Below are 20,292 nucleotides of genomic sequence, written 5' to 3'. Positions count from 1 at the left end.
TCGTCCTCGCGCAACAGTAGGCCCTCGGGGGTCACATGCAAAGCTGACAACAGCGGTCTGGAGACCAGTTTGTTCATCGGAATCGGGACCGTCGTCAACGTCGCGACGGTGCTCGTCGGTTCGGTACTCGGCGTACTCGTCGGGCACCGTCTCAGTCACCGCACCCGCGACCTAGTCACCGACGCGCTGGGACTGGTCACGCTCCTGATCGCGATCAGCGGGGCACTGACGGTAAGCGACGACGTGCTCAGCGACGCCGTCGGCGACAGCGCGCCGATCCTGATCGTGCTCGGCGCGATGCTGATCGGCGGGATCATCGGCTCGCTGCTGCGGATCGAGCAGCGGCTGGAGGACTTCGGCGGCTGGATGCAGCGCCGGTTCGACCGCGGCGAGGGCCGCAGCACCTTCGTCGAGGGGTTCGTGTCCGCCTCGATGGTGTTCTGCGTCGGCCCGCTCACGTTCCTCGGCTCGTTGTCCGACGGGCTCGGCCGCGGCGCCGACCAGCTGTTCCTGAAGGCGGTGCTGGACGGCTTCGCGTCGATCGCCTTCGCCGCGTCGTTCGGCTGGGGCGTGGCGGCGTCCGCACTGGTCGTCCTGGTGGTCCAGGGATCGATGACCGCGGTCGGGGCGATCCTCGGCGACGTCCTGCCCGACGCCCACGTGACCGCGCTCGGCGCGACCGGCGGCGTGATGCTCATCGGTGTCGCGCTCAGACTTCTGAAGCTCAAGCAGGTCGCCGTGGCCGACCTGCTGCCCGCGCTGCTCGTCGCGCCGTTGCTGGTTCAGCTGCTCGTTGTCATCCGCAACTGAACCGGCAACGCCCGCGTCGATCCCGGGTCAGTCCTCGCCCAGGTAGGCCTTGCGGACCGAGTCGTTCACCAGCAGGTCCCGGCCGGTGCCGGACAGCACGATCTTCCCGACCTCGAGCACGTACCCGTAGTCGGCCCGCTTCAGCGCGGCCTGGGCGTTCTGCTCGACGAGCAGGATCGTCGTGCCCTGCTGCTGCAACTCGGTCACCGTGGTCATGATCCGCTTCATCATGATCGGTGACAGACCCATCGACGGCTCGTCCAGCATCAGCAGCTTCGGCCGGCTCATCATCGCCCGGCCCATCGCCAGCATCTGCTGCTCACCGCCGGAGAACGTCCCGGCCGGCTGCTTGCGCCGCTCCCCCAGGATCGGGAAGAGGTCGTACGCGGCCTGCAGGTCGCCCCGCACACCTCCCGGGTCCTTGCGGGAGAACGCGCCCAGCATCAGGTTCTCCTCGACCGACAGCCGCGGGAAGATCCGCCGGCCCTCGGGTGAGTGCGCCAGCCCGCGGGTGACGATGTCGTGCGCCGCCACGTGGTCGATCCGCTCGCCCTGGAACCAGATCTCGCCGCCGGTCGGCCGGAGCAGGCCGGAGATCGTCTTCAGCGTGGTGGTCTTGCCGGCGCCGTTGGTGCCGATCAGCGACACCACCTGCCCCTGCTCGACGCTGAAGCTGATCTTCTTCACGGCCTTGATCTTGCCGTAGGCAACTTCCAGGTCCTTGACCTCGAGCATCGTGGTCATGGGGCCTCCCTGTCTGGACTGAGGAGCGGAGGGAGCGAAGCGACTGGAGCGACGAGGGAAGACAGGGGGCAACAGCCCCATGACCCGCCGCGACGGAGTCGCGGCATCAGTACGGCCATCAGACCTCCCCTCCGGGTACCTCGTCCTCTTCGTCCTCGCCGGTGCCGATGTAGGCCTCGATGACCCGCGGGTCCGACTGCACCTCCTCGGGCGTGCCCTCGATCAGGGTCTGGCCCTGGACCAGGCAGAGCACCCGGTCGCAGAGGTTGAAGATGAACCGCATGTCGTGCTCGATCACCACGACCGACAGGCCGGAGTCCCGGATCTTGAAGATCAGGTCACTGGCCTGCCGGGTCTCCTGCGGGTTCATGCCGGCCGTCGGCTCGTCCAGCAGGATGAGCTTCGGGTCGGTGGCCAGCGCCCGCGCGATCTCGAGCCGGCGCTGGTCGCCGTACGGCATGTTCCGGGCCAGGTGCTCGGTGAACTTGCCGAGACCGACGAAATCGAGCAGCTCCTGGGCCCGCGCCCGGGAGGCCGCCTCCTCGCGGCGGAACTTCGGGCCGTGCAGCACCGAGGTGATCGCGCCCGAACTGGTCCGGCAGTAGCGCCCGACCATCACGTTCTCCAGCGCGGTCATGTTCGCGAACAGCCGGATGTTCTGGAACGTCCGCGCCATCCCGGCCCGGACCACGGCCCGGGGCTTCGGCGGCAACGGCGTACCGGAGAACCGGACCTGCCCGCTGGTCGGCTTGTAGAGACCGGTGAGGCAGTTGAAGAACGTCGTCTTGCCGGCCCCGTTCGGACCGATCAGGCCGACGATCTCCCCTTCGCGCACCGTCAGGTTGACGTCGTTCACCGCCAGCAGACCACCGAACCGCATGGTCACGCCGGAGGCCTCCAGAACCGGGGCGCCGATCGAGCGCTCGGCCGTGTCCTGGGTGTCGGTCACCGTCATTTCGCCTCCTCGACAGCGAGCCGTTCCTCTTCGACCTCGACGGCCAACGCCTCGTCCTCCTCGTGGAACTCGAGCTGGCGCCGCTTGCTCGCCACCAGGCCCTCGGGACGGAACCGCATCATCAGCACCAGCAGGATGCCGAACAGGAACAGCCGGTACTCCGAGAAGAACCGCAGCTTCTCCGGCAGCAGCTTCAGGATCGTCGCACCGAGCAGCACACCAGCGATGGTGCCCATACCGCCGAGCACGATCGCGGCGAGCAGGAACGCCGACTCCAGGAAGATGAACTGGTCCGGACTGACCGCGCCGTCCTGGTGGGCCTTGATGGTGCCGGCCAGACCGGCCAGGAAGGCGCCGACCGCGAACGCGAGCAGCTTCAGCCCGAAGACGTTCACGCCCATCGCCTCGGCGGCCTTCTCGTCCTCCCGGATCGCCACCCAGCCACGCCCGATCCGGCTGTTGTTCAGCCGGGCGAACGTCAGGATGACGAAGCCGAGCAGGAGCAGCAGCAGGAAGTAGTAGTTCGAGAACCGGCCGAGCTCGATGCCGGCGACCGTGTGCGCGTCGCCGAAGTTGAACCCGAACAGTTCCAGGTCCGGGATGCCGGGGATACCGTTCGGCCCGTTGGTCAGGTTCGGGCCGTTGTTGCCGTCCAGGTTGAACATCGAGAACCGGAAGATCTCACCGAACCCGAGCGTCACGATGGCCAGGTAGTCACCCGAGACCCGCAGTGTCGGCGACCCGATGATCAGGCCCAGCAGAGCCGCCACACCGGCGCCGATCAGCATGACCAGCAGGAACGGCGGCTTCCAGTTGATGGTCGCGAACGCCGATGTCGACAGTGTCGCGGCGACATACGCGCCGGAGCCCAGGAACGCGATGTACCCGAGGTCCAGCAGACCGGCCAGGCCGACCACGATGTTCAGGCCCATCGCGGTCGCGCTGAAGACCAGCACCGAGCCCGCGATCGACATGTTCGCGTCCGAGCCGTTCTGCGTGAACGGGAACAGGAACGCCGCCGCGAACGCCGCCAGCGTGAGCACCTTGCGGTGCCGCTGCCCGGCGTGCGACATGAACGTCATCGCACCGGTCCGGAACAGCCCGGTCGCGCCGGTCGCGACGAACACCAGGCACAGGATGAACGACCACGCGTCGCCCAGCCCGAGCGCGTACGCCGCGACGAAGAGCACCACCGCCATCATCGCGGAGATCAGGAAGATCTCCAGCCAGTCCGGCAGGCGCGCGTGGCTCATGTCCCGCAACTGGTGCAGCGGCAGCAGGTACGCCGACACCGCGATCAACGCGGCACCGGCGAGCGTGACGTACGCACCGGGGTTGACGTTGATCAGGCCGTCGGACTCCACCGAGATCGCGACGATCACCAGCACCATGTACAGCGTGAGGCCGACGCCGAAGGCCCGCAGGCCGAGCGTCGCGTCCAGCCAGGAGCCCAGCTTGGTCAGCGGCCCCCGCTCCGCCAGCAGCAGCACCAGCGAGAGCACGGCGACGATGATCGCGAGGATCTGCAGGCCGCCCGGATAGAAGTTGATCGAGAGGTCGTTCAGGATCGACCCGTCGTAGCTCCACGACAGGAACGATCCGACGATCACCAACGCCACGCCGACCAGGCCCAGCGGCCATGCGATCGGCTTGCCCGGCTTCGCCACCGGTGCTTCGGCGACGTCGTCGACAGGAGCCTGTACGTCGGTCATGCGCGGTCCACCACCCTCGCGCCCAGCAGGCCCTGCGGCCTGAACACCAGAACCAGGATCAGGATGACGAAGGCCCACACGTCCTTCCAGGTACTACCGCCGAACTGGCCGGGGATGTACTGGGTGGCCATCGCCTCGATGACGCCGAGCACCAGACCACCGACGACGGCGCCGAAGATGTTGCCGATACCGCCGAGCACCGCGGCGGTGAACGCCTTCAGACCGGCCAGGAAGCCCATCCGGAACTCGATGTTGGTGTTCTGCAGCCCCTGCGAGACACCGGCGATCGCCGCCAGCACCGCACCGAGGGCGAACGCGACCACGATGATCCGGTCGACGTTGATCCCCATCAGCCGCGCGGTGTCCGGGTCCTGCGACACCGCCTGCATACCGCGGCCCATCCGGGTCCGGTTGACGAAGAACCAGAGCAGCACGGAACAGACCGCGAGCGCCCCGATCGTGAAGATCGCGGACCGCTGGATGGTCACACCGCCGACCTGCAGGGCCGTGCCGCTCACCACATCGATCTGCGGGAACGGGATGCGCAGCTTGGCGCTCGGCCAGTCGACGTTGCTGATCAGCTTCGCGTAGAGCACCCAGCTGACTTCAGCGATCACGACCGCGCCGGCAGCGGCGGCAGCGATCGCCGGTACCGGAGTCTGGCTCCGGGCGCGACGGCGTACGGCCGCACCGGCCAGCCACCCGATCGCCGTACCGACCAGGGCGCCGAGCACGACCACCCCGACGATCAGCAGGGCATTCAGGTCGGGGTCGACCAGCCGGACGGCGACCCACACCGCGACTGCGCCGCCGGCGGCGCCGAGCAGCGGAGCGCGGTCGAACCACTTGGAGATCGGGTGGTTCAGGTCGATCTTGGCCACCCGCCCGCCGATCAGGTAGCCGACGCCGATCGCCAGACCCGTGAGCACCACGACCGTCCACTGGGGCTGGTCGTAGAACAGCCGGACGAACTCCTGCAGGAACACGGAGATACCGATCGCGGTGATCAGCGGGGCGAGGCGTGGCGCGTTCCGCAGGGGACGGTACGCGACACGTTCCATGGCCACCGCGGTGCCGACCGACGCGATCATCGCGCCGACGATCATCACCGGCAGGATCCACACGCTGGTCTCACCGTTGAAGAACAACAGATACGTCGTCAGTGCGCCGAACGCACCGATCATGAACACCTCGCCGTGGGCGAAGTTGATGAGCTGCACGATGCCGTACACGACGGTGTACCCGACCGCGATCAGGGCGTACAGCGAGCCCAAGGTCAACCCGTTGACGAGCTGCTGCAAGAACTGGTCCACGTCGACCTCCCATCTGCCTCGGTTAATGACACGCCACGGGGGTGGGAGGATCGCTCCCACCCCCGAGACATGAGGTCGACTCTGCTTACTTGCTCTCGAAGTCCTTGGTCTCCACGGTGGCCCACTTGCCGCCGGCAACCTTGTAGACGGTGAGCACCTTGGAGGTGGTGTCACCGTACTGGTCGAAGGCGACCTTGCCGGTCACACCGTCGAAGGAGACCTTGCTCATGGCATCGACCGTCGCCTGCCGGGCGGACTCGACGTCCTTGGCGTCCTTCAGCGACACCTTCAGCGCCTCGATGATGGCGTTCGCAGCATCGTAGGAGTAGCCGCCGTACGCGGCGTAGGGCTCCTTGTAGTTCTGCGCGTTGTAGTCGGAGACGAACTTCTTCGCCGACTCGAGGCTGTCGACCGGAGCACCGACCGAGGTGGCCAGGTCACCGTCGCTGGTCTTGCCGGCCAGCGTGATGTACTTCGGGTCGAAGATGCCGTCGCCGCCCATCAGCGGGACGTTCAGGCCGGCGGCCTTCATCTGCTGCGACAGCGGACCCGCGTTCGGGTACTCACCGCCGTAGTAGACGGCCTGCGGGTTGGACGGCTTCACCGCGGAGATGACTGCCTGGTAGTTCGAGTCGTCCGGGTTGATGGTCTGCGCCGTGACGACCTGACCGCCGAGCTTCTTGAACTCCTCGGTGAAGGTACCGACCAGGCCCTGGCCGTACGCCTTCTTGTCGTGGATCGTGGCGACCTTGGTGATCTTCGCGGTCTCGTACAGGTACCGCGCCGCGAACGGACCCTGGACGGCGTCCGTCGTGCAGGTCCGGAAGTAGGTCGGGTACGGACGCTTCGGGTCCGTCTGCCACTTCGCGCCCTGGGTCAGGCCCGGGCCGGTGTTGGCCGGCGAGACCTGGACGATGTTCTTCGGGGCGAGCACCGGCTGCACCTGCTGGCTGACGCTGGTGTTCAGCGTGCCGACCACGCCGATCACGTCCTTGTCGCTGGCCAGGGCCGTGGCGGCGTTCTTACCCGGCTCGGTCTTGGCCTCGTCGTCCTTCGCGTCCACCTCGAGCTTCCAGCCCGGGATCGCGTTGGAGTCGTTGGCCTGCTTGACGGCCAACTCGACGGAGTGCTGGATACCCAGACCCAGGGCCGACAAGTCTCCGGACAGCGGCGCGATGACGCCGATCTTCGCGGTCTTGGTCGAGCCTCCGGAGTCCCCCCCGGAGTCGTTGCCACTGCGTGAGCCGCAGGCAGTCAGGGCCAACGACGCAACGATCAGCGACGCGCCGACCCGTACTACGGAACGCTGGTGCACTGTTCCTCCCATGTCTGGATAGTCCCAGCGAATCCGGGACTCTCGCGCATTTGCCACGAGCACCGGCAGGTTAGACCCCGCGATGGTTCCAAGCGAACAGCGCATCGGCTGTGTTGTGAGGTCGTTACCCCGGTAAGCATCGTCCGTTGACCTGATTGCTGTCTGGTCGGGTCTGACGGTGACATAGCGTCAGCGAATGGTTTTGCTCGGTGAGAATTACTCTCGGCCGCCGAGACGGCCGCCACGGTTCGTCACGAATGCCCGCAGACGTTCACGAGACGTTACGACGCACCGGAAACGCAGACTGGCAACGTAACTTCCTCACCGACCCGCGGCGGTGGCTGCCCGATCAGGAATCGCCGGCTTCGTTGACGACCAGCTCGGCGACCTGACGCATCGAGACTCGTTTGTCCATCGCGGTCTTCTGGATCCACCGGAACGAGTCCGGCTCCGACAACCCGAACTTGGTCTGCAGGATCGACTTCGCGCGATCCACCAGCTTGCGCGTCTCCAGCCGCTCGGCCAGGTCCGCGACCTCCCGCTCCAGCTCGGCGAGCTCGACGTACCTGCTCGCGGCGATCTCGATCGCCGGCAGCAGATCGGCCTTGGAAAACGGCTTCACGAGGTACGCCATCGCGCCCGCGTCCCGCGCCCGCTCGACCAGCTCCCGCTGCGAGAACGCGGTCAGCATCAGCACCGGCGCGATCCGCTCCCCCGCGATCTTCTCCGCCGCGCTCAGCCCGTCCAGCTTCGGCATCTTCACGTCGAGAATCACCAGATCCGGCCGCTGCTCGATCGCCAGCCGAATCGCCTCCTCGCCGTCCCCCGCCTGCCCGACGACGTCATACCCCTCTTCCGCGAGCATCTCAGCCAGATCCATCCGAATCAGAGCCTCGTCCTCAGCGATCACCACACGCTTAGCAGTCACACCCGACACCTTATCGATCCCCCCTCACGACTTAGGACCCACAAAGGCATCGAGCGCAGCAACAGCCTCCTTCCGGCTGACCGCGATAGTGTCCCACCGTGGGTGCCGCCAAGGGATCCCCAACAGATCCAGCGCATCCGTGAGAATCTTCCGGATGTCATCGGACCGGTTCGAGAACTGGTAGCGGACGTAGAAGTAGCGCTTCTCCCGTCCCGGCCTGCTCGCCCAGTTCACAACTCGGCACCCGTCCGAGTGGAACAACCCACGCAGAAGCTGCTCGGGGTACCTGGCAACAATCTCGAGCTGCCAGTCGGCCAGCTCGATCTTGCGCAGATGCTTCCGTCCCGGGCCGTGCTGCGGGAACACACAAGGCCAGTGCTTCCACCGCGCTTCGACCCTGATCGCGCCGCCGCCTCCCCGTAGGCAAGGACTCGCATTCGGCTTCACCCGCTTGATCGTCTCCGCGATCTCCTGGTTCAGCTCGACATACCGCTCGTCATTGATGATCTGCAGCGTGAACACACCCCGCCGGGCCCGCGCGATCGACCCGTCGCCCAGATACCACCCGAGCAACAACGCGTACGCCGCCTCGTCCAGCCCGGCCCCATCGCACCGCGGACACGGCGTTGCCGGGCGGCTGCCCCCACGAGGCATCCCCCCACGCTGATAAAGCCGCCGCCACCGCCGGATCGTCTTGACCGCCACGCCATGGATCTCGGCATTCGTCTTGTCGCTGACCCCGTTGTCCGACATCCGCAACGCGGAATCCACCGTCTCCTGCGACCTGATGTGCCCCATGCCACAGGATCTCGGCGACCACCGACATTTTGCGGATCGACCGATCCATTAGGCTAAGATCTTCGACGCGATGCCCTGGTATTCCAACCGGCAGAGAAGATGGTCTCAAACACCATACAGTGTGGGTTCGAATCCCACCCAGGGCACAGAAATCTGTCAGTGGTCCCGGTCAAGCTGGGGTCATGTACGACGAGCGGACGCGGGCGATCGCACTAGCGGCGATCGGCGCCGGGGAGAGTCTGAACTCGATCAGCAAGCGGCTCGGGATCAGTCGGGCGGCGCTGCGTGACTGGCGGGATCGCGGGAACCGTTCAGCGCGGCCGAGCGAGTGCCCGCGGTGTGGCACCGGGACGCTCGATGCACAGTCGTACGCGCACTTGCTCGGTTTGTATCTCGGCGACGGCTGTCTGTCCCGCCACCGGCGGGACGTTTATTCGCTGCGGATCGCCTGTGACGACGTCTATCCGCGGTTGATCGACGAGGCCGAGTCCGCCGTACGAGCTGTGCACCCGAGCCGGCCGGTGCATCGGGTGCAGGCGATTGGATACACGTCGGTTCTTTCGTACTGGAAGCACTGGCCATGCCTGTTTCCGCAGCACGGCCCCGGCCCGAAGCACCGCCGTACCATCACCCTCGCCGAGTGGCAGCACGAAATCGCTGCTCAGTACGCCGAACTGTTCCTCCGCGGCCTGTTCAACTCCGACGGCTGCCGGATAGCCAACTGGACCACGCGAACGGTCGCAGGGCGGCTGAAGCGGTACGAATACCCGCGCTACATGTTCTCCAACGAATCCCCCGACATCATGCGTATCTGCCAGTGGGCACTGGACCTGCTCACCATCCCCTGGCGCATGCCCCGCCCCAACGCCCTCTCCGTAGCCCGCCGAGAAGCCGTCACCTACCTCGACACCTTCATCGGCCCAAAGTCCTGAGCGCGCCAACCCCCGGGTTCTTTGGCATGAGTGTGGTTGTGGCGGACGGTCAGCTGACCATCCGCCTCAACCACTGCTCTGTGTTCTTCCCCGCTGACCCCGGTGGTTACGGGTTGGGGTTGCGGTAGGCGGGGGCTATTCCTTCGATGGCGTCGCCCATGCGGTGGACTCGGAGGGCGTTGGTGGAGCCGGGGATGCTGGGCGGGGAGCCGGCGACGATGACGACCAGGTCGCCCTTGCTGAGTTTGCCGAGTTCCAGGAGGCGCTGGTCGACCTGGCGGACCATCTCGTCGGTGTGGTCGACGGTCGGGACGATGTGGGTCTCGATGCCCCACACCACGCTCAGCCAGGAGCTGACCGACGGGACCGGGGTGAAGGCGAGCAGCGGGACCTCGGTGCGGTAGCGGGCCAGCCGGAGGGCGGTGTCGCCGGACTGGGTGAACGCGATCAGGTACTTCGCGTCCAGCCGCTCCGCGACGTCCGCGGCCGCGCGGGCGATCACGCCGCCCTTGGTCTTCGGCTCCCACTCGATCTCGTGGACCCGGCCGAGGCCCTGCTCTTCGGTGGCCTCGACGATCCGGGCCATCGTCTTGACGGTCTCGATCGGGAACCGCCCGACGCTGGTCTCGCCGGACAGCATGACCGCGTCGGCGCCGTCGAGTACGGCGTTGGCGACGTCGGACGCCTCGGCCCGGGTCGGCCGCGGCGCGGAGATCATCGACTCGAGCATCTGGGTGGCGACGATCACGGGCTTCGCGTTCAGCCGGGCCTGGTCGATGATCAGCTTCTGGACCAGCGGGACGTCCTCGAGCGGCAGCTCCACACCGAGGTCGCCGCGGGCCACCATGAACCCGTCGAACGCCTCGATGATCTCGTCGAGGTTGGCGACCGCCTGCGGCTTCTCGATCTTGGCGACGACCGGGATCCGCAGACCCTCCTCGTCCATGATCTTGTGCACCAACTGGATGTCGGCGGCGTCCCGGACGAACGACAGCGCGATCATGTCGGCGGGCAGGTGCAGCGCCCAGCGCAGGTCCTCGGCGTCCTTCTCGGACAGCGCGGGCACACTGACCGCGACGCCGGGCAGGTTGATGCCCTTGTGGTTGGAGACCGGCCCGCCGACGGTGACCCGGCAGATCACGTCGGTCTCGGTGACCTCCTCGGCGACCAGGGCGATCCGGCCGTCGTCGATCAGCAGCTGGTCGCCCGGCTTCACGTCACCCGGCAGACCGTCGTACGTCGTACCGCAGATGGTCTGGTCGCCGGGCACCTCCCGGGTGGTGATCGTGAAGCGCTCGCCGTAGGTGAGCGTTGCCTTGCCCTCGGCGAACTCGGCCAGCCGGATCTTCGGGCCCTGCAGGTCGACCAGGATGCCGACGTTGCTCCCGGTCTCCGCCGCAGCGGTGCGGATCCGCTGGTAGATGCGCTCATGCTCGGCATGGGCACCATGGCTCAGGTTGAGCCTTGCGACGTCCATGCCAGCTTGGACGAGTTCCGTGATGCGCTCCGGGGCGGCCGTAGCCGGGCCGAGCGTACAAACGATCTTTGCGCGACGCACGTCACAAAACCCTACTCCTGCAAACCACTGGGCCTGCTGGTCCGCCCCCGTTACTGGACAGTTAAAAGTAGAAGACAACCGGCGGCAGTGCCTGACGAGACGCCTGAATCGTCAAGAAGGCAAGGGTGTGTAGGCCCCGACAGTGATCGCCCCGGTCAGCTCGGCCGTGACGCTCTGCAGGCCGATCGGCTGCCCTTCCTTGTCGTAGGTGATCAACGTGACCTGCCCGGGCCGGCGCAGCGTGTACCCCAGCGCGAAGGCGTACGCCGCTCCCCCGGTCGTCCCGTTGGTGTACGTCGTCACGGACCGCCCGTCGACCACCCGGCTCTCCGGCCCCACCTGCCGGTGCAGATGGCCGGAAAGCACCAGTCGCGCGCACCCGCGGGCGGCGGTGTCGGCGCCGGACGCCGGGTCGTGGACCACGAACGTCGAGATCCGCTTGTTCTCGGGCTGGTCGCAGGCGACGTCCGCGAGCCGCCCGGACTGGTGCTCGATGGTCTCGTCGCCGGGGCTGTCGGCGCTCCCGAGCCCGGTCTTGGTGGGGTCGCTGTCGCCCAGGAACCGGATCCCCTCCACCTCGACCGGCTTGCTGTCGAGCACGGTGAACCCGTTCTTGCGCATGGCGTCCTCGATGTGACCGCCCGCGTCGTGGTTGCCGGCCACCGCGACGACCTTGAAGTCTTTGAAGTGCTGCCGCAGCGAGTGGATGCTGAAGACTTCCCAGCCCTGGCCGGACGACGTGTCGTCACCGGCGTCGATGAGGATCTTCGCCCCGCCGGCCTTCGCCACCTCGGCCGCGAAGCCGTCGATGCCGATGTTGTCGTGCCGGTCGTTGACCTGCAGTGCGACCTTCTGCCCTTCGGCGGGCTGGTGGATCTGGGTGGCGACATCGGCCACCGAGTCCTTCAGCTGACCGTAGAACCGGGACGACCGCTGGTACGTCTCGACCGCGGTCCGGATCACCCCGACGCCGCCCGTGGTGGAGAACCCGGAGGCGACCTCGACGCCCTGCAGCTGCTCGTCCAGCGGGATCTCCGGCAGCAGGTCGGCGAGCGGCTTCCACTCGGTCGGCGGTACGTCGACGGGCCGCATCCGTCCCGGGCCGAAGATCGAGGCGATCGTGATCAGCATCGCGACCAGGACGACGATCGCCCGATGCTCCAGCCGGCGCTCGTGACGGTGTACGAGGTGCCACAGCTCCCGGCGGCGGCGGACGCCGATCATCGCCCACACCGTCGCCACCACGACGACCACCAGCAGACCGGAGCCGGCTCCGGCCAGGGCGTCGTCGACGGCCATCTCCTGGATCACCTGCTGGATCCGCCCGATCTCACCGTCGGGCTGGGCCGCGATCAGGGCGTCGCGGTTGATCAGGTCGGTGAGGTTGGCGGCGTCCGTCTCCTGGACGTCGACGTTCACGCCGAGCCCCAGCGGGTTGTCGCTGGCGATCCGCAGCCGCGGCAGGACAGCGCCGAGGTCCACCGTCGCGTGTCCGTCGAACGTCGGCGAGACGGTCGCGGCGTGTGCACCGATCGTGACGCGCTCGGAGTCGTTGGCGAACGCAACCAGGCCGATCGTCACCGAGGTGACCAGCCAGAGCACGACGAGGGTGGCCCACGGCGCGATCGCGCGGAGCCGGGCCTTCGTCACCAGGCGCGTTGCCACACTCCCAACCTATCGACACTGACCACTTTGAGCACCGACCAACCAGATCGCGGGGCGTTTCATGGTTGGCCGGTGCTCAAGGTCGGTCAGACCGCCAGCGGGCGGGCGGTCGGCGGGATGGGGGTGGGAAGGGTCGACGAACCGGTGAGGTGGGTGTCGACGCCGTTGGCGCACGAGCGGCCCTCGGCGATCGCCCAGACGATCAGGGACTGGCCGCGGCCGGCGTCACCGCAGGCGAAGACCCCCTCGACCGACGTGTGGTAGTTCTTGTCCCGCTGCACGTTGCCGCGCTCGTCGAGCTCGACGCCGAGCTGCTCGAGGAAGCCCTCGCGCTCCGGTCCGACGAAGCCCATCGCGAGCAGCACCAGCTGCGCCGGGATGTGCTTCTCGGTGCCCTCGACCGGCGCGAACCGGCCGTCCTTGAACTCCACCTCGACCAGGTTCAGCCCGGAGACGTTGCCGGCGGCATCGGCCTCGAAGTTCACCGTGGAGACGGCGTACACCCGGTCGCCGCCCTCCTCGTGCGCGGAGGCGACCCGGTAGATCATCGGGTACGTCGGCCACGGCTGGTGCCCCGGGCGCTCGTCGGACGGCCGCGGCATGATCTCCAGCTGGGTGACCGAGCGAGCCCCCTGGCGGTGCGCCGTACCGAGGCAGTCGGCGCCGGTGTCGCCGCCGCCGATGATCACCACGTCCTTGCCGGTCGCAACGATCTGGTCCTCGACGTTCTGGCCGAGCGCGACCCGGTTGGCCTGCGGCAGGTACTCCATCGCCTGGTGGATGCCGCCGTACTCACGGCCGGGCACCGGCAGATCGCGGGCCGCGGTGGACCCGGTCGCGATCACCACGGCGTCGTACCGCTGCTTCAGCTGGGTGCCGGTGACGTCCACGCCGACGTTGACGCCGGAGCGGAAGACCGTGCCCTCCTCCTTCATCTGCTGGATGCGGCGGTCGACCTGAACCTTTTCCATCTTGAACTCGGGGATGCCGTACCGCAGCAGGCCGCCGGGGGCGTCGGCGCGCTCGTACACCGCGACTGTGTGCCCCGCGCGGGTCAGCTGCTGCGCGGCGGCCAGGCCGGCCGGGCCGGAGCCGACGACGGCGATCGTCTTGCCGGTCAGCCATTCCGGCGGCTGCGGCTTGACGTCACCGGTCTCCCAGGCCTTGTCGATGATCGCGACCTCGACGTTCTTGATCGTCACCGGGTCCTGGTTGATCCCGAGCACGCACGCGGTCTCGCACGGCGCCGGGCAGAGCCGGCCGGTGAACTCCGGGAAGTTGTTGGTCGCGTGCAACCGCTCGATCGCGCTCGACCAGTCGTCCCGCCAGACCAGGTCGTTCCACTCCGGGATCAGGTTGCCCAGCGGGCAGCCGTTGTGGCAGAACGGGATGCCGCAGTCCATGCAGCGGCCGGCCTGCTTGGTGATGATCGGCAGCAGCGCCTTGCCGGGCCCGCCGGGGTAGACCTCTTTCCAGTCCTGCACGCGCTCGGCGACCGGCCGCCGGTCGGCAACCTCCCGGCCGGTGGTCAGGAATCCCTTGGGGTCAGCCATCAGATGGCCTCCATCATCGCTCGCGTGGTGGCGTCCTCGTCGAGGCCGTCGCGCTCGGCGGCCGCCTTGGCCGCCAGCACCCGGGCGTAGTCGCGGGGCATCACCGTGGTGAACCTGGCGGCCGCGGCGGGCCAGTCGGCGAGCAGCTTGGCCGCCCGTTCCGAACCGGTCTCCTCGTGGTGCCGCCGGACCAGGTCGTGCAACAGGTCGGACTCGTCCTCGGTGAGCGGGAGCAGGTCCACCAGCTCCGGGTTCACCAGGGCGCGGTCCAGGTCGAGCACGTGGGCCACGCCGCCCGACATGCCCGCGGCGAAGTTCCGGCCGACGGCGCCGAGGACGACGACGCGCCCGCCGGTCATGTACTCGCACGCGTGGTCGCCGACCGCCTCGACGACCGCGGTCGCGCCGGAGTTCCGGACGCAGAACCGCTGGCCGGCGCCGCCGCTGATGAACAGTTCGCCGGACGTCGCGCCGTACGCGATCACGTTGCCGGCGATGATCTGGTCGGCGGCGTCGAACCGGGCCCGCCGGTCCGGCCGGATCACGACCCGGCCGCCGGACAGGCCCTTGCCGACGTAGTCGTTGGCGTCGCCCTCGAGCCGCAGGGTGACCCCGCGCGGCACGAACGCGGCGAACGAGTTGCCGGCCGACCCGGTGAAGGTCAGGTCGATGGTGCCGTCGGCCAGGCCGGCCGCGCGGTACCGCTTGGTGATCTCGTGGCCGAGCATCGTCCCGACGGTCCGGTTGACGTTGCGGATCGCGAGCTGGGCGCGGACCGGCTCGCCGTTCTCGAGCGCCGGCTGACAGATCCGGATCAGCTCGTTGTCGAGCGCCTTGTCCAGGCCGTGGTTCTGCTCGGTGGTCCGGTGCCGCGACGCGCCCTCGGGCAGCGCCGGGACGTGCAGGATCGGCGTCAGGTCGAGCCCGTCGGCCTTCCAATGGTCGACCGCGCGCTCGATGTCGAGGACCTCGGCGTGCCCGATCGCCTCGTCCAGCGTGCGGAAGCCGAGCTCGGCCAGGTACTCCCGGACCTCCTCGGCGATGAACTCGAAGAAGTTCACCACGAACTCCGGCTTGCCGGAGAACCGCTCGCGGAGCACCGGGTTCTGGGTGGCGACGCCGACCGGGCAGGTGTCCAGGTGGCAGACCCGCATCATGATGCAGCCCGACACCACCAGCGGCGCGGTCGCGAAGCCGTACTCCTCCGCGCCGAGCAGCGCGGCGATGACGACGTCCCGGCCGGTCTTCAGCTGGCCGTCGGCCTGGACGACGATGCGGTCGCGCAGCCCGTTCAGCAGCAGGGTCTGCTGGGTCTCGGCGAGACCGAGCTCCCAGGGACCGCCCGCGTGCTTCAGCGAGGTGAGCGGCGCCGCGCCGGTCCCGCCGTCGTGGCCGGAGATCAGGACGACGTCCGCGTGCGCCTTGGAGACGCCCGCGGCGATCGTGCCGACACCGACCTCGGACACCAGCTTCACGTGGATGCGGGCGGCCGGGTTGGCGTTCTTCAGGTCGTGGATCAGCTGCGCCAGGTCCTCGATCGAGTAGATGTCGTGGTGCGGCGGCGGTGAGATCAGGCCGACGCCCGGCGTCGAGTGCCGGGTGCCGGCGACCCACGGGTACACCTTGGGGCCGGGCAGCTGCCCGCCCTCGCCGGGCTTCGCGCCCTGCGCCATCTTGATCTGGATGTCGTCGGAGTTCGTCAGGTACTCCGCCGTGACGCCGAAGCGGCCGGACGCGACCTGCTTGATCGAGCTCCGGCGGGCCGGGTCGTACAGCCGCTCGGCGTCCTCGCCGCCCTCGCCGGTGTTCGACTTGCCGCCGAGCTGGTTCATCGCGATCGCCAGCGTGGTGTGCGCCTCGGCGCTGATCGAGCCGTAGCTCATCGCGCCGGTGGAGAACCGCTTGACGATCGCGCTCACCGGCTCGACCTCGTCGAGCGGGATCGGCTGCCGGTCGGACTTGAACCCGAACAGGCCGCGCAGCGTCATCAGCCGCTCGGACTGCTCGTCGACCTTCGACGTGTACTGCTTGAAGATGTCGTACCGACCGGTGCGGGTGCTGTGCTGCAGCCGGAAGACCGTGTCCGGGTCGAACAGGTGCGGCTCGCCCTCGCGGCGCCACTGGTACTCGCCGCCGATCTCCAGCTTGCGGTGCGCCGGCAGGATGCCGTCGGCCGGGTAGGCGCGCAGGTGCCGGCGCCGGACCTCCTCGGCGATCTCGTCGAGGCCGACGCCGCCGATCCTGGACGACGTACCGGTGAAGTAGATGTCGACCAGGAACGGCGACAGCCCGTTCGCCTCGAAGATCTGGGCGCCGGTGTACGAGGCGACCGTCGAGACGCCCATCTTCGACATCACCTTGAGGACGCCCTTGCCGAGCGACTTCACCACGTTACGGATCGCCTGCTCCGGCTCGACGCCGGGCAGGTAGGTCCCCTGGCGGCACAGGTCCTCGACGGACTCCAGCGCCAGGTACGGGTTGATCGCGGCCGCGCCGTACCCCATCAGGAGCGCGACGTGGTGCACCTCGCGGACGTCACCGGCCTCGACGACCAGGCCGACCTGGGTGCGGGTCTTCTCCCGGACCAGGTGGTGGTGCACCGCCGAGGTCAGCAGCAGCGACGGGATCGGCGCGCTGTCGGCGTTCGAGTGCCGGTCGGACAGCACCAGGATGCGGGCGCCGTCGTTGATCGCGGCGCTCGCCTCGGCGCACAGCTCGTCGAGCCGGGTCCGGAGCGCCTCGCCGCCGCCTTCGACGTCGTACACGCCGCGCAGGACCGTGGTGGCCAGGCCGGGCATGTCGCCGTCGAGGTTGATGTGCCGGAGCTTGGCCAGCTCGTCGTTGGTGATCACCGGGAACGGGATCACCACCTGCCGGCAGGACGCCGGGCTCGGGTTCAGCAGGTTCGACTCCGGGCCGAGGCTGGACGACAACGAGGTCACCAGCTCCTCGCGGATCGCGTCCAGCGGCGGGTTCGTGACCTGGGCGAACAGCTGCGCGAAGTAGTCGAACAGCAGCCGCGGGCGGTCGCTCAGCACCGCGATCGGGGTGTCGGTGCCCATCGAGCCGATCGGCTCGGCGCCGGACTTCGCCATCGGGGTGAGGATGACCCGCAGCTCCTCCTCGGTGTACCCGAAGACCTGCTGGCGCCGGGTCACCGAGGCGTGGCTGTGGACGACGTGCTCGCGCTCGTGCAGGTCCTCGAAGCGGATCAGGCCCGCGTGCAGCCACTCGTCGTACGGGTTCTCGGCGGCGAGCGCGTTCTTCACCTCGGCGTCGGTGATGATCCGGTGCGCGTCGACGTCGACCAGGAAGATCCGGCCGGGCTCGAGCCGGCCCTTCTCGGTCACGGTCGCGGGGTCGATGTCCAAGACCCCGGCCTCGGAGGCGAGGACGACGAGGCCGTCGTCGGTCACCCAGTACCGCGAGGGGCGCAGGCCGTTGCGGTCCAGCACCGCGCCGACCTTCGTACCGTCGGAGAAGACCACCGACGCCGGGCCGTCCCACGGCTCCATCAGCGTCGAGTGGAACTCGTAGAACGCGCGCCGCTTCGGATCCATGGTGGCGGCGTTCTCCCACGCCTCCGGAATCATCATCAGCATCGCGTGCGGCAGCGAACGGCCGCCGAGGTGCAGCAGCTCGAGGACCTCGTCGAAGGACGCGGAGTCGGACGCTCCCGGCGTACAGATCGGGTAGAGCTGCTCCAGGTCGCCCGGGATCAGGTCGCTGGACAGCAGGGCCTCGCGGGCGCGCATCCAGTTCCGGTTGCCCTGGACGGTGTTGATCTCGCCGTTGTGGGCGATGTACCGGTACGGGTGCGCCAGCGGCCAGGACGGGAACGTGTTCGTCGAGAACCGGCTGTGCACAATGCCGATCGCGGACGCGAGGTCGGGGTCGGTCAGCTCGGGGAAGAACTTGTCCAGCTGGTCGGTGGTCAGCATCCCCTTGTAGGTGATCGTCCGGCCGGACAGCGACGGGAAGTAGGTCTCGGTCTCCTTCTCGGCGCGCTTGCGCAGCCGGAAGGCCATCCGCTCCAGCGCCAGGCCGAGCACGCGGCCGGCCTTCGCGGTCACGAACAGCTGCTTGAAGGTCGGCATCACCGAGCGCGCGGTCGCGCCGAGCAGTTCCGGCGTGGTGGGGACGTCACGCCAGCCGACCACCGTCAGCTGCTCCTCCGCCGCCAGCTCCTCGATCCGGGCGATCGCCTTCGCAGCGTCGTCGGCCTCGGCCGGCAGGAAGGCGATACCGGTCGCATAGCTGTGCGGAGCCGGCAGCTCGAACGCGCACACCTTGCGGTAGAAGGCGTCCGGGACCTGGATCAGGATGCCGGCGCCGTCACCGGAATCGGGCTCGGCACCGGACGCACCACGGTGCTCGAGGTTCCGCAGGGCGGTCAATGCCTTGGCCACGATGTCGTGGCTGGGTTCACCGGTCAGGGTCGCGACGAAGGCGACACCACAAGCGTCGTGCTCGTGCCGTCCGTCGTAGAGACCCTCGCTCGGGAATGGGGGGCGACCATACATTCAGGAGCTCCCGTCGTCCTACGGTCAAAAACAACTGGCCGCGGGACAACACTGGCCCAAGCCGGGAGTCCCGAGACTACCTCATGACGCCCGCCAGTTGGACTTCCTGTCCACTGCGAAACGCCGTGCTAACCCTGTGTAAGCAAGCGCTCACTACTAGCCTCTTATCTTCCCAGCCACCCGCTCCGGGAACCACCAACAGCACCTGAAATTCACTTGCTGAGACTGATAAGCCGGTCCCATGTCGTGGCAGCCCTCCCCCGCGTGGCAACCGCTCACCAGCGGCACCGGCCAAGCGACCGGTGGAGTCTGGCGGACACCCGCCGGCGAGGTGGTGAAGCGCCTCGTCCCGGGTGTGAGCGATCCGCGCCACCACGCGTTCTGGGAGCGGCAGGCGCTGGTCGCCGAGTCCGGCGTCGTCGCTGGTACGCCGGGGCTTCGCGCGCCCGCCTGCCTGGGCGTCGAGCGGGACGCTGACGGCATCACGCTGCGGACGGCGTACACGTCGCCGGTCGAGTGGGCACCGGAGTCCTTGGCTGCAGGTTTGGCCGTGGACGTGCCGCTGGAGGATCTGCTCGCCGCATACGTCGGCGACAGGTCGACGGGTGCGGCGCGGTGTGGGGCGGTGCTGGTGGCGGCGTACACGGGGGTGTCCCGGGCTGCCTGGGCGCTCATGCAGCCCGACCCCGGCGATCACGTCTCGCGGCTGGCCACGCTGTCAGCGGTTGTGGACGAGGCTGTCAGCCACGCTTCGTAGAACGCCTGGTAGTTGGAGAAGCGGGTCGTGGTTGCCTCGAGGAGTACTGACTGGTGGGCCGGTGGCGGTTCGGGGAGTAGGACCTGTGCGGTGCGGGCCATGACGTATGCCGTCGTGCGGGTGTCTATGGGCGCACCGAGGGCGTGCTGCTCGGGGGCCATGAAGCGCTCGGAGCCGAACATGCGGCACATCGTGTTGCGGTGCGGGCCGCGGTGGTACGTGTCCAGGTCCATCACCGTCAGCCGACGCTCCTCGAAGTCGTAGATCAGCGCGCCGTCGTAGAAGTCCCCTTCGACCCAACCGGCAGCGTCCAGCGCGGCGTGCAACTCGTACAGGGCGTCGAGCGCGGCCAGGATCTCCGCGGTGGGCAGAGCCCGGAAGCGCTCGCGGGCCGCCGGTTCGTGCAGCAGGTCGCCGTCGCGCCAGTCGTAGACGAGGAGCGGTCCGGCGGCCGACTCGATCACGGCGTGCAGCACCGGGAGCGTGTGATGCGTGAGCGATCGCGCCAGCTCGGCGGCGGTGCGGAGGAGGGCGACGCGGCCGTCGAAGTCCAGGTACGGCCGGGTGTCCGCGGGATCACCGGCGGTTTTCACGAAGTAGCGCGCGGCGGCGGTTTGGACGCCGTACGAGAAGTTGCCGGAGTCCTGGGTCGTGAAGCGCGCGAAGATGGTGCCTAGCTGGTCGAGGTAGGTGGCCGGAAGGACGTCGATCGCGCCAGGGAACATTCGA

Annotated in this window: 15 protein-coding genes and 1 tRNA gene; 4 read left to right on the top strand and 12 right to left on the bottom strand. The window is 68.3% G+C overall.

All coding sequences use genetic code 11. The annotated features are described in order from the left end of the window. The first annotated feature begins 69 nt into the window (after positions 1 to 69). On the top strand, positions 70 to 810 hold the full coding sequence (locus ABZX12_RS06010) for a DUF554 domain-containing protein (protein WP_355690260.1): 741 nt from the start codon (positions 70 to 72) through the stop codon (positions 808 to 810). A gap of 27 nt (positions 811 to 837) precedes the next feature. On the opposite strand, the gene ABZX12_RS06005 is transcribed toward ABZX12_RS06010, so the two are convergent. From ABZX12_RS06005 to ABZX12_RS05975, 7 genes are all read right to left on the bottom strand, one after another. Further along, on the bottom strand, positions 838 to 1,554 hold the full coding sequence (locus ABZX12_RS06005; protein ID WP_355690258.1) for an ABC transporter ATP-binding protein: 717 nt from the start codon (positions 1,552 to 1,554) through the stop codon (positions 838 to 840). 118 nt (positions 1,555 to 1,672) lie between these two features. Then, the gene (locus tag ABZX12_RS06000) at positions 1,673 to 2,509 is read right to left on the bottom strand and encodes an ABC transporter ATP-binding protein (protein WP_355690256.1); all 837 of its coding nucleotides are present in this window, start codon (positions 2,507 to 2,509) and stop codon (positions 1,673 to 1,675) included. Then, complete coding sequence (locus ABZX12_RS05995) at positions 2,506 to 4,221, bottom strand: branched-chain amino acid ABC transporter permease (RefSeq protein WP_355690255.1); 1,716 nt, start codon at positions 4,219 to 4,221, stop codon at positions 2,506 to 2,508. The genes ABZX12_RS06000 and ABZX12_RS05995 overlap by 4 nt, the downstream gene beginning before the upstream one ends. Beyond that, positions 4,218 to 5,534, bottom strand: a complete 1,317-nt coding sequence (locus tag ABZX12_RS05990) for a branched-chain amino acid ABC transporter permease (protein WP_355690253.1) — start codon at positions 5,532 to 5,534, stop codon at positions 4,218 to 4,220. The genes ABZX12_RS05995 and ABZX12_RS05990 overlap by 4 nt, the downstream gene beginning before the upstream one ends. Positions 5,535 to 5,619: 85 nt before the next feature. Continuing rightward, a complete protein-coding gene (locus ABZX12_RS05985; RefSeq protein WP_355690251.1) occupies positions 5,620 to 6,861 on the bottom strand; it encodes a branched-chain amino acid ABC transporter substrate-binding protein in 1,242 nt (413 codons plus the stop codon). 337 nt (positions 6,862 to 7,198) lie between these two features. Beyond that, on the bottom strand, positions 7,199 to 7,786 hold the full coding sequence (locus ABZX12_RS05980) for a response regulator (RefSeq protein ID WP_344197031.1): 588 nt from the start codon (positions 7,784 to 7,786) through the stop codon (positions 7,199 to 7,201). Positions 7,787 to 7,801: 15 nt separating this feature from the next. Then, entirely contained in the window at positions 7,802 to 8,575 is a 774-nt protein-coding gene (locus tag ABZX12_RS05975) for a transcriptional regulator (protein WP_355690249.1), read from the bottom strand. A 72-nt stretch (positions 8,576 to 8,647) separates the two neighbouring features. Here ABZX12_RS05975 and ABZX12_RS05970 point away from each other — a divergent pair. After that, positions 8,648 to 8,721, top strand: a tRNA-Leu gene (locus ABZX12_RS05970). A 36-nt stretch (positions 8,722 to 8,757) separates the two neighbouring features. After that, complete coding sequence (locus tag ABZX12_RS05965) at positions 8,758 to 9,507, top strand: transcriptional regulator (RefSeq protein ID WP_355690248.1); 750 nt, start codon at positions 8,758 to 8,760, stop codon at positions 9,505 to 9,507. A 106-nt stretch (positions 9,508 to 9,613) separates the two neighbouring features. Here the strand turns inward: ABZX12_RS05965 and pyk are convergent, their stop codons facing one another. From pyk to gltB, 4 genes are all read right to left on the bottom strand, one after another. Then, positions 9,614 to 11,065: a pyruvate kinase gene (gene pyk / locus ABZX12_RS05960; RefSeq protein ID WP_355690247.1), complete on the bottom strand. Its 1,452-nt coding sequence runs from the start codon at positions 11,063 to 11,065 to the stop codon at positions 9,614 to 9,616. 111 nt (positions 11,066 to 11,176) lie between these two features. Then, on the bottom strand, positions 11,177 to 12,730 hold the full coding sequence (locus ABZX12_RS05955) for a metallophosphoesterase (protein ID WP_355690245.1): 1,554 nt from the start codon (positions 12,728 to 12,730) through the stop codon (positions 11,177 to 11,179). Between the two features lie 86 nt (positions 12,731 to 12,816). Further along, positions 12,817 to 14,283, bottom strand: a complete 1,467-nt coding sequence (locus ABZX12_RS05950; RefSeq protein WP_355690244.1) for a glutamate synthase subunit beta — start codon at positions 14,281 to 14,283, stop codon at positions 12,817 to 12,819. Further along, complete coding sequence (gltB, locus tag ABZX12_RS05945; RefSeq protein ID WP_355690242.1) at positions 14,283 to 18,806, bottom strand: glutamate synthase large subunit; 4,524 nt, start codon at positions 18,804 to 18,806, stop codon at positions 14,283 to 14,285. The genes ABZX12_RS05950 and gltB overlap by 1 nt, the downstream gene beginning before the upstream one ends. Positions 18,807 to 19,047: 241 nt before the next feature. On the opposite strand from gltB, the gene ABZX12_RS05940 reads away from it, so the two are divergent. Then, the gene (locus ABZX12_RS05940) at positions 19,048 to 19,563 is read left to right on the top strand and encodes a hypothetical protein (RefSeq protein WP_355690241.1); all 516 of its coding nucleotides are present in this window, start codon (positions 19,048 to 19,050) and stop codon (positions 19,561 to 19,563) included. Here the strand turns inward: ABZX12_RS05940 and ABZX12_RS05935 are convergent. Next, on the bottom strand, positions 19,500 to 20,288 hold the full coding sequence (locus ABZX12_RS05935) for a hypothetical protein (RefSeq protein ID WP_355690240.1): 789 nt from the start codon (positions 20,286 to 20,288) through the stop codon (positions 19,500 to 19,502). The two genes, ABZX12_RS05940 and ABZX12_RS05935, sit on opposite strands and share 64 nt — an antisense overlap. Positions 20,289 to 20,292: the final 4 nt, after the last annotated feature.

The organism is Kribbella sp. NPDC003505 (assembly GCF_040610875.1).
In the GTDB taxonomy this organism is placed as follows: Bacteria; Actinomycetota; Actinomycetes; order Propionibacteriales; family Kribbellaceae; genus Kribbella.
Note: the sequence above shows the minus strand (reverse complement) of the source record. Positions and strands in the feature narration are given on the sequence as shown.